A 9,503-nucleotide genomic window follows, 5' to 3' on the forward strand; every position below is an offset into this window, starting at 1 on the left:
GCCTACCGCCGGGGAGGCCGCGGCGCCGGAGGCTGGGCGTGGCGGGGATCCTCGGGCCAGCTGTGCCGGGGGTACTTGCGGCACAGCTCCTTGCGGATGGCCGGGTAGTGGCGCTCCCAGAAGCCGGCCAGATCCGTCGTGACTTGCACGGCGCGCATGTTGGGCGCCATCAGGTGGAGCACCAACGGGACGCGGCCCGCGCCGACGCTGGGCCCCTGGGCCAGGCCGAAGAAATCCTGCAGGCGGGATTCGATCCAGGGCGGCTTTCCGGGCTCGTAGTTCACCTTCACGCCCCGTCCGCCCGGCAGGGTGACGCGCTCGGGGGCATGGCTGGACAGCAGCCGTGCCTGCTCGGAGGTGAGGCGCGCGGAGAGCGCATCCAGCAGGGAGACGCCTTCCAGATCCGCGAAGCTACGGGCGCCCGAGCACAGGGAGGCCAGGGAGTCGCGCAGGAAGGCCGCGTCCACGGTGGGGAAGTGGGCCTCGGGGAAGGCCTGGGCGAGCAGGGCCACGCGCGTGCGCCACTGGGTGAGGGCCTCGGGATCCGCGAAGCGCTCAGGGCCCGCGGCGAGCGCGGCTTCCACCAGCACCCGGGCGGTCTGCTCCGAGGCGGGCGCGGGGGCCCGGGTCTCCTCCAGGACGAGGTTGCCGTAGGACAGGCGGGTGATGCGCTCGACGCGCCGGGACTCGGCATTCCACTGGAGGGCATCCAGCTCCTCCAGAGCGTCCGGATAGAGATCCAGCAGCCACTCGGGCTCGACGGCACTGGCCAGGCGGACCACGGCGCCCCGTCCGGGGCGTTCCTCCGCGTCCACGGCCACCATCAGCTCGGCATCCTGCACGACGCTCATCTCGGAGAGGGAGGCGGTGCCCCCGCCGAACAGGAGCAACTCGGGGGAGCGGGGGCGGCGCCGCTTCGCCACCCGGTCCGGGTAGCCCGCGAGCACGCTAAGCATCAGGGCCTCTTCCACGGCCTCGGGACGGCCCGGCCGGGGGCCCTTGTCGCGCACGGCGCGGCGGAGCTGGCGCTGCACGCGGTCCACGGACTGGACGGCGCCCGGCTCCAGCGAGAGCGAGTGAAGGCGTCCGGTGGCGAAGTCCGCCCGTTCCGCCTCGCGGAAGCGCTCGGTCAGCTCCAGGAGATCCGAGGGCCCGCTGACGACGGCCGCGGCGCGGGAGCCCGAGCCCAGGTTCGCCCGGGCCTCGCGGCGGATGTCCCGCTCGCCCATGAGCGCGGCGAGCACGCTGGCGTCGGCGCCTACCCCGCGCTGCTCTCCCTCGACGATGATCCGGGCCTGGCGCGGGTGGACGGGGAAGCGCAGCAGCCGCTCTCCAATGGGGGTGACGCGGCCCTCCTTGTCCACGGCGCCCAGCCGGCGCAGCAGGGTCTCGGCGGCCTCGAGCGCGGCGGCGGGAGGGGGCTCGAAGAAGGGGAAGGTGGCCAGGTCCCTCACGCCCGAGGAGCGCAGGGCCAGCACCGTCTCGGCGAGGTCCACCCGGCGGATCTCCGGCGCATCCTGCTCCGGGCGGCCGTCGAAATCGTGCTGGGTGTAGAGCCTCACGCAGTGGCCCGCGCGGGTGCGGCCCGCACGGCCGGCGCGCTGAGTGGCGGAGGCCCGGCTGACCTTGGACAGCTTGAGCGTGGGCAGGCCGGACCACGGTGAGTGGGAGGCCACGCGCGCCAGGCCGCTGTCGATGACCACGGCGACCCCATCGATGGTGACGGAGGTCTCGGCCACATTGGTGGAGAGGATGATCTTCCGGCGGGAGCTGCGGCGCACGGCGCGATCCTGCTCGGACGGGGACAGGTCGCCGTGCAGGGGCAGGACGTCCGCGCCATGGCGCTCGGCGAACTCGGCACAGGCGTCGCGGGCTCGGCGGATCTCCCCGGCGCCGGGCAGGAAGACGAGGATGTCGCCATCGAGCCCCGCGGTGAACACGCGCTTGATGGCCGAGAGCACCTGGACATCGAGGTGCCGGTCATCGGCGGTGGGAAGGTACTCGTGGGTGACTTCGAAGCGCCGGCCCTCGGAGCGCAGGCCGGGGCAGCCGGACAGGTAGGTCCGGATGGGCCCCGCATCGAGGGTCGCCGACATGACGACGAGCTTGAGGTCGGGCCGGGCGCCTTCCTGAAGCCGGCGGAGCAGGGCGAGCGAGATGTCCGCCGACAGGTGCCGCTCGTGGAACTCGTCGAGGACGACGGCGCCCACGTCGCGCAGGGTGGGATCGGTCAGGAGGCGCCGGCCCAGGACGCCCTCGGTGACGAAGGACAGGCGCGTCTTGGGGCCCCGGACATCCTCGAAGCGGACCTGGTAGCCGACGGTCTCCCCGACGCGCTCGCCCAGCTCGTCCGACACGCGCTGCGCGGCGAGCCGGGTGGGCAGCCGCCGGGGCTGAAGGACGATGATCTCCTTTCCCTTGCCCAGCCCCGCCGCCAGCAGTGCGCGGGGGACCCGGGTCGTCTTGCCGGCGCCCGGAGGGGCCTCCAGCACGAGCGAGCGCGCATCCCGCAGCGTGGAGACGATCTCCGGAAGGAGCGGATCAATGGGCAGGGTGGCTTCGGACATGACCGGTCAGGCCGCCTCGTCGTCGGGAGGATTCTTGGGTTCGGCCTTCTTGCGGCCCCGCCGGGAGGGCTTGGCCTCGGCGCGCGGGGGCTCGGGGGCCGGAGGAGGTTCCGCGGCCGCGGGGGGCTCGGGGGCTGAAGGCTCCGCAGCCGGAGGGGGCTCGGAGGCTTCGATGGGCTCGGGGGCAGAAGCAGGGGCTTCGGGGGAAGGCACGGGCTCCTCGGCCGCACTTGCCTCGCCGGTCCCCGCCTCTGGAGGGCCCTCGGTGGGGAACTCCTCGGTCAGGCCCCGGCCCAGGCGCCTCCGGGGCTTGGCGGCCAGGCCCGTGGAGTCGAAGGCTCCCGCCACGGGCACGAGCGCGGCTTCCGCGAGCAGCCGGGCCTGGCGCGTGGCGATGTCCAGCCGGTCCCCAGCGGAGATGAGCTGCGTGCGCAGGGCCGTCATCTGGCTCTCGGAGAGGCTCGTGGGGGTGAGGCTGGCCTGCCACCCGGCATAAGCGCGGGCCACCTGGTCCACGACAGGACGCACGAAGTCGAAGTCCGTCTGCGAGAAGATGCGGGTGACGTAGCTGGACTTGAGCCGCCGCTCGTACGAGGCGGCGAACTCGTTCACCGCCTCCTGGGGGGCGCGGCGGAGCTGCGGGAACTTGAGGTGGGGAAAGAGCGCGTCGATGACGGGGGAGCGGCTGCTGGCGCAGAAGGTGATGCCGGCGTGAAGCTTCTCCAGGGCATCGACCCACAGGTTCTGCTGCAGGAAGGAGAACTCCTCGCGGGCCTCCTCCAGCTCGGGCAGATCCTTGGCGCGCTCGATGAGGGCGGGGCAGGGGGCCAGCGCGGTGCGTGCGAGCTTCAGGGCGGAGGCGAGCCACTTCTTCTCGGCCTGGAGCCCCTCGCGCTCGGCGATGACGTCGTTGGCGGTGACGAGGCGGGCCTCGAACGCCTCGGCGAAACGGATGAGCTCGTAGGCTTCCAGCGTGGACAACGGCATTCGGCGGAATCCTTAGCGGCCGTGCAGGAGCGCGTCGATCGCTCCCCGGGCGGTGAAGTCGGAGAAGGCGAAGTCGGCCCCCGCTTCCAGGAGCGCCTGGGGGGTGAACTGGCCCGTCCCCACGCCAATGCAGAGCGCGCCGATGCCCTTGGCGGCGGCGACGTCCTTGGGCGTGTCGCCGATGACGACCACGCGGCACTCCTCCAGGGGGGCGTCGAGCAGCTTCGCGCCACACGTGGCCCCATGGCGGATGAGCTCCACGCGGTCCTCATGGTCACAGCCGAAGCCGCCGAAGGCGAACTGCTCGTAGATGCCGACCCGCTCCAGCTTGATGCGGGCGCCTTCGCGCACATTGCCGGTGCCGATGCCCACGGCGACCCCCGTGCGGCCCCGGGCTTCCAGGACGGCCTCGCGCATGCCGGCGTGGACGAAGTACTCGTGGTCCACGGCCTGCTTCACCTCCTCGGCGAGGAGGCCCAGGTAGGTGGCGAGCAACTCATCGATGGCCTCGGGGCGGGGCTCGACGCCGATGATGCCCATGGCCTTGCGCACGATGGCCCGGTCGGTCATGCCGGAGAGGCTGAACGAGCTGCACGCATCGGGGCGGCGGTAGAGCTTCTCGAAGGCGCGAGCGATGGAGCGGCGTCCCGCGCCACCGGTGGTGACGAGGGTGCCATCAATGTCGAAGAGGAGCACGGTTGGACGCATGGGCCTCATGTAATGGAAGGCCCTTCCCGAAGCGAGCCCCGAGAGGGGGCCTCAGGGCAACGTGAAGGTGAGTCCCTGCTGGAGGGCCTCGCGCACCCCGGGAACCTCCTCCAGGGGAAGGCGCTCCTCCAGGGCTTGCTGGACCTGCGCGCCGCCCAGGCGCCCGAGCGCCCGCGCGACGGCCTCCCGGACCGGGTCACTGCCGTCCTGAAGGAAGGGCAGCAGCGTAGGGACGGCCCCGGTGCCCACGCGAAGGCCCAGGGCGGTCGCGGCACTGGCCCGGAGGTCCGGCTGGGTGTCGCCGTTCTGGAGAAACGCCTGGAGCCGGTCCGTGGCCTGGGGGTGGTCCACGGCGGCCATGAACGTCACGGCCCGGGAGCGCCGTTGGGGAGGCGTCTGGGGGTCGGCGGCCAGCTCCTCGAGAACGCCCAGGGCGGCGGGCCCCAGGGGCTTCCACTCCGTCTCCTGGGGTACGGCCCCGGCGCGATCGAGCAGCGAGAGCACCTCACCGCGGACTCCCGCGGGAGCCGTCGCGGCCTGGGAGGCGGTTCCCGGGCTCACGAGCAGCAAGGCCGTCAGTCCCAGGGAGGGCAGGGGGGATGCTCGGGGCACGGTGGGCATCTTTATGGCGGCTCCATCGATGAACCGCGCGGATCATACATTCGATGCGGCGGGCCGCCTGCCGAGCGCCGCGCCAGGGTGCGCGAACACTTACCTCCTGCCGCAGGGCATCGGCCCGGGTTGGAACTTGACAGCAGGGTTTGAATCCTGTGAAGGCCGTGTTGGTCGTTGTAGCCTCGGCGGAGGACCTCGCGATACTCTTCCGAGGACGTTTGAACCCTGAAGGAACCTGAATGCGCGGGTGTCGAGCGCCCGTGCGAGGAAGAACGCAAACCATGCGCGCCAAGCTGTCCCTTCTGAGCGCCTTCGCCGCCGGACTTGTCGGCGGGGCGGCCGTGTCCGGCTGTCAGACCTACGATTTCGAGCCGGTGGCCCCGCTGGCTCTTGCCCAGACGACCGTGGGAGACACGGTTACGGCCCAGGCACTGAAGCCCAACCTGATGGTGCTGCTGGACACCTCGGGCTCCATGACGCTGCCGGTGAACACCCGGGATCCGGACTGCTTCCGGGCGAACAGCACGCCCTCGCCGGACGATGACTACTGCGGCCAGACGCCCGCCACCGCGTGCAACACGGCGGTGTGCCCCACGCGCTGGAGCGAACTGCAGGGCGCCATGTCCCGCTTCCTCTCGGAGAACGGAAGCGTGGCGCGCATGGGCCTGACGACGTACCCGGGCCCCGCGGCGGGCGCCAACAGCCTGCGGTGCGAGGCGTCGTCCGTGGTGAACAAGACCATTCCCCAGTCCGATGATGACCCGTCGCTCCAGGCGGCGGCGAGCGGCATCCAGAGCGTGATTCTGGGCATCCCCAACGCGGGCACGAACGCGCCCTCGGGTGGTACCCCGACCAGCTTGAGCCTCCAGTTCGTGGGGCAGCAGCCGGATGTCCAGGCGACGGACCGCGACAACTTCGTCCTGCTGCTGACCGACGGTCTGCCCAACTGCAACCCGGAGAACGCGAACTCGGGCACGAACGTCGATGCGTGCCAGTGCACCCTGGCGAACATCGGCGCCAACACCGGCTGCCAGGGTGACTACGTCCGGCGCGGGTGCCTGGACAAGGACGCCTCCGTGGTGGCGGTCGAGGACCTGAAGAAGAAGGGCATCCGCACCATCGTCGTGGGCTTCGGCGCCGAGACGGCCACGGGCAACGGCCCGGCCACGCTCAACGCCATGGCCACCGCGGGCGACTTCGCCCGGAGCTGCCGGGACGATCCGAACGCCTGCGGCGCGGGGGATACCTGTGATGCCACGACCAAGCTGTGCGGCCGGCGCTTCTACCAGGCGGCCAACCAGGAGGAGCTGGCCAATGCCCTCAAGGAGATCATCGATCTGGTGGGCAGCAAGGACATCTGCCTGCTTGCCCTGGCACCAGAGCAGCTCCCCACGGACAACAACGCCAACCTGGTGGTCGTCTACGTGAACGACCAGATTACCGCCTCGGGGGCGGACACCTGGTCGCTGACCGACAAGGGTGTGCAGTTCGCGGGCGCCACGTGCGAGCGCATTAAGAACTCGACGCCGGCCAATCCCATCAAGCTCGAGGTTCGAGCCGTGCAGAAGAAGTAGCCGCGAGGTCCCTTTACCCGGGGCGGGGCGGCGATTAAGTAGGAGCCGCCCTGCCCATGAAGATCACGATCCTCTCGCGTTCTGCCTCCATTCCGTCCACCCGGCGCTTGGCCGAGGCTGGGCGTGCGAGAGGGCATCAGGTTCGAGTCTTGAACCCCGGGCGGGTCGAGATTCACCTGGATGGGGGCCAGCCCAGCCTCTATTACAAGCGCAAGGTCCTCTCCCTGGGGGACCTGGTCATCCCGCGCATCGCCCTGTCCATCAACAGCTATGGGCTCGCGGTGGTGAACCAGTTCGGCATGTGCGGGGTGCCGTTGATGAACACGGCCCAGGCCATCGCGCAGTCGCGCAACAAGATGCGCTCGCTGCAGCTGCTCTCCGCCAACGGCATCGACATTCCGGCCACGGTGATGGCGCGTGAAGCGGCCGACCTCAAGGAGATGGTGGGGTTGGTGGGCGGGGTACCGGTGCTCGTGAAGCTCCTGCAGGGGCAGGAGAAGCACGGGGTCATGGTGTGCGAGAGCCTTCAGTCCCTGGAAGCCGCGTTGGAGGCCGTCCTCGGCCTGGGGCACAACCTCGTGGTGCAGCAGTACGTGAAGAGCACCGGACAGGACGTTCGCGTGCTGGTGGTGGGCGGCCGCGCGGTGGCGGCGGTCTGGCGCCGTCCGAAGGTGGGGCGCCTCTCGCGGACGCTGATCAAGGGGGCCCGCCTGGAAGGCGTCCAGCTGACGGAGGCCTGGCGTGGGGTGGCCGAGCGGACCGCCCGGCTGGTGGGGCTGGAGGTCGCGGCCGTGGATCTGCTCGATGTGAAGGGCCAGCCCAAGGTCTTCGAAGTGAACAGCTCGCCTGCGCTCACGGAGATGGAGGCCGCGTCGGGGATGGACCTGGCCACCCCCATCATCGAGCGGGCCGAGGCCCTGGTGGCCGGGGCCCCGCGCGTGGATCTAGACGAACGGATTCCGTTCCCACCGGGGGCGCCGAGGGACGTTTCGTCCCCGCCGAAGGGCGCGGGACGGTCTACCCGGAAGGCGTCGGCCGGGGTGTGAGAGAAAAGTCTGCCCGAGGGGCGGACGGTGGCGGTACGTTGGCTTGCTCACCGAGGAGGACGTTTCATGCAGCGCTTGCGCCGTTTTGCCCCCATCGCGGCCCTGTGGGTGGCCGCCCTGTCCTCGCCGCAGGCCCAGGCCCAGGATGAGGCCAACCCCAGCTCGCTCTACGAGATCAGCACCGAGGGGACCTCCACGAAGGTGAAATCCGGGGAGAAGGGGCTTTTCGTCCTCTCCATCAAGAGCAAGGCGGGAGCGCACGTGTCGGACGAGGCGCCCCTGAAGCTGCAGCTGAAGGGGACACAGCTCGCGCCCGCGAAGGAGCAACTGGCTTACGCCGACTCGGTCTCGAAGAAGAAGGAAGGGGAGGCCTACGCGGACCCCCGGTTCGAGGTTCCCTTCACCCTCGATGGGGGCAAGGGCACGCTGGACGCGAAGCTCACCTTCTTCATCTGCACGGAGAAGATCTGTGCCCGGCAGCAGAAGACCCTCTCGATTCCGGTGGAGGCCCAGTAAGGCCCATGCGTGACCGTTCGTCTCAGAGCCCCGAATCCCGCGAGCGTGGCGAGCGCTACGTGTACGGGGTGAACCCGGTCCTGGAGGCCCTGCGGGCGCGGCCGGACGAGGTGGAGCGCCTCTTCATCGTCGAGGGGCAGCTGGGTTCCAAGGCGGCGGCGGAGATTCTCAGCCGGGCCCGGGATGCAGGCATCCGGACGGAGCGGGTGGCGCGCGAGCGCCTGGCCACGCTGGCCGAAGGCGGGGTCCACCAGGGCGTGGCGGCGGAGCTCCGGGGCTTCCAGTACGTGGAGGTGCAGGACCTGCTCGAGGCGGCGAAGGCCAGTGGCCGTCCCCCCCTGGTGGTCGTCCTGGACGGCATCCAGGACCCCCACAACCTGGGGGCCATCATCCGCTCGGCGCACGCGCTGGGCGCACACGGCATCGTCATCGCCAAGGACCGGGCGGTTCAGGTGACGGGGGTGGTCGCCAAGGCCTCCGCGGGGGCGGTGGAGTACTGCCCCATCGCCCGGGTGGTGAACATTTCCCGGGCCCTGGAGGAACTCAAGGAAGCCGGGCTCTGGGTGGCGGCGGCGGATACCCAAGCCAAGGAGCCCCTGTGGGGAGCTCGCCTGGACGGTCCACTGGCGGTGGTCGTAGGGGCGGAGGGGGCAGGTGTGCGAGAGGGCGTGCTCAAGCACTGCGACTTCCGCCTGGGAATTCCCATGGTGGGGCAGGTGGGTTCACTCAACGCCTCGGTGTCGGCGGCGGTTCTGCTATATGAGGTAGCGCGTCAGCGGGGAGGCCCCCGGCCGCCTGGAAGCCGCAAGGGGGATCAAACTCCTTGACTTTGGGCACCCATGCTCTCTAAAAGGGCCCGCCTTTTGATGTTGGACCGCGCGGTCGGCGGCGGTGCAGTAGCCGGAAGAATGCCGGTGTAGCTCAGCTGGTAGAGCAACTGATTTGTAATCAGTAGGTCGCGGGTTCAAGTCCCGCCGCCGGCCATGAAGGATGGGGCCGCGGATGAGGGCCCGGGACAGAAGAAACAGCAGTATGCCGTGAGCAGTTGTGGTAGCAGAGGCAGCGCACATACGGAGGGATACCCAAGCGGCCAAAGGGAGCAGACTGTAAATCTGCCGGCTCTACGCCTTCGATGGTTCGAATCCATCTCCCTCCATAGGTCAACGCGGGAATAGCTCAGTTGGTAGAGCGTCAGCCTTCCAAGCTGAATGTCGTGGGTTCGAATCCCATTTCCCGCTCCAACCCGTTGTTCTGTTGTTCCAAGCCCTGATAGCTCAGTTGGTAGAGCGCATCCTTGGTAAGGATGAGGTCACCAGTTCAATCCTGGTTCAGGGCTCCATTTTTCTCTAGAGGAGTGTCATGGCCAAGGAGAAGTTCGAGCGTAACAAACCCCACGTGAACATCGGGACGATCGGACACGTGGACCACGGGAAGACGTCGCTGACGGCCGCCATCACCAAGGTGCTGGCCAAGACCGGCGGCGCCACGTT

The 9,503-nt window shown here is 69.8% G+C and carries 9 protein-coding genes and 4 tRNA genes; 9 read left to right on the plus strand and 4 right to left on the minus strand.

Going from position 1 to position 9,503, the window contains the following annotated elements; genetic code table 11:
• Nucleotides 1-2: 2 nt before the first annotated feature.
• The 4 genes from hrpB to KY661_RS33790 are packed head-to-tail and all read right to left on the minus strand — an operon-like array spanning nt 3 to nt 4,883.
• Entirely contained in the window at nt 3-2,567 is a 2,565-nt protein-coding gene (gene hrpB / locus KY661_RS33775; protein WP_225414106.1) for an ATP-dependent helicase HrpB, read from the minus strand.
• A 6-nt stretch (nt 2,568-2,573) separates the two neighbouring features.
• Nucleotides 2,574-3,554, minus strand: coding sequence for a hypothetical protein (locus KY661_RS33780; RefSeq protein WP_225414107.1), 981 nt, complete (start codon nt 3,552-3,554; stop codon nt 2,574-2,576).
• A gap of 12 nt (nt 3,555-3,566) precedes the next feature.
• Nucleotides 3,567-4,271 carry an HAD family hydrolase gene (locus KY661_RS33785; protein ID WP_225414108.1) on the minus strand — a complete coding sequence of 235 codons (705 nt, stop codon included), beginning with the start codon at nt 4,269-4,271 and terminating at the stop codon, nt 3,567-3,569.
• A gap of 42 nt (nt 4,272-4,313) precedes the next feature.
• Nucleotides 4,314-4,883, minus strand: coding sequence for a HEAT repeat domain-containing protein (locus KY661_RS33790; RefSeq protein WP_225414109.1), 570 nt, complete (start codon nt 4,881-4,883; stop codon nt 4,314-4,316).
• Between the two features lie 275 nt (nt 4,884-5,158).
• Here KY661_RS33790 and cglB point away from each other — a divergent pair, with 275 nt between their 5' ends.
• The 9 genes from cglB to KY661_RS33835 form a co-directional block, all read left to right on the plus strand.
• Nucleotides 5,159-6,451 carry an adventurous gliding motility lipoprotein CglB gene (gene cglB, locus KY661_RS33795; protein ID WP_225414110.1) on the plus strand — a complete coding sequence of 431 codons (1,293 nt, stop codon included), beginning with the start codon at nt 5,159-5,161 and terminating at the stop codon, nt 6,449-6,451.
• A 56-nt stretch (nt 6,452-6,507) separates the two neighbouring features.
• Nucleotides 6,508-7,497: an ATP-grasp domain-containing protein gene (locus KY661_RS33800; RefSeq protein ID WP_225414111.1), complete on the plus strand. Its 990-nt coding sequence runs from the start codon at nt 6,508-6,510 to the stop codon at nt 7,495-7,497.
• A 66-nt stretch (nt 7,498-7,563) separates the two neighbouring features.
• Nucleotides 7,564-8,013 (plus strand): hypothetical protein, encoded by a 450-nt coding sequence (locus KY661_RS33805; protein ID WP_225414112.1) that lies wholly within the window; start codon nt 7,564-7,566, stop codon nt 8,011-8,013.
• A gap of 5 nt (nt 8,014-8,018) precedes the next feature.
• Nucleotides 8,019-8,840 (plus strand): 23S rRNA (guanosine(2251)-2'-O)-methyltransferase RlmB, encoded by an 822-nt coding sequence (gene rlmB / locus KY661_RS33810; protein WP_225414113.1) that lies wholly within the window; start codon nt 8,019-8,021, stop codon nt 8,838-8,840.
• Between the two features lie 83 nt (nt 8,841-8,923).
• Nucleotides 8,924-8,996, plus strand: a tRNA-Thr gene (locus KY661_RS33815).
• 89 nt (nt 8,997-9,085) lie between these two features.
• Nucleotides 9,086-9,169: transfer RNA gene (locus KY661_RS33820), tRNA-Tyr, on the plus strand.
• A gap of 9 nt (nt 9,170-9,178) precedes the next feature.
• Nucleotides 9,179-9,254 (plus strand) — tRNA-Gly (locus tag KY661_RS33825).
• Nucleotides 9,255-9,276: 22 nt separating this feature from the next.
• Nucleotides 9,277-9,352: transfer RNA gene (locus KY661_RS33830), tRNA-Thr, on the plus strand.
• A gap of 20 nt (nt 9,353-9,372) precedes the next feature.
• Nucleotides 9,373-9,503 (plus strand): GTP-binding protein (locus KY661_RS33835; protein ID WP_263437162.1); only part of this gene is annotated, 131 nt, incomplete at its 3' end.

It is taken from the genome of Allostigmatella hybrida (genome assembly GCF_020103775.1).
In the GTDB taxonomy this organism is placed as follows: domain Bacteria; phylum Myxococcota; class Myxococcia; order Myxococcales; family Myxococcaceae; genus Hyalangium; species Hyalangium aurantiaca.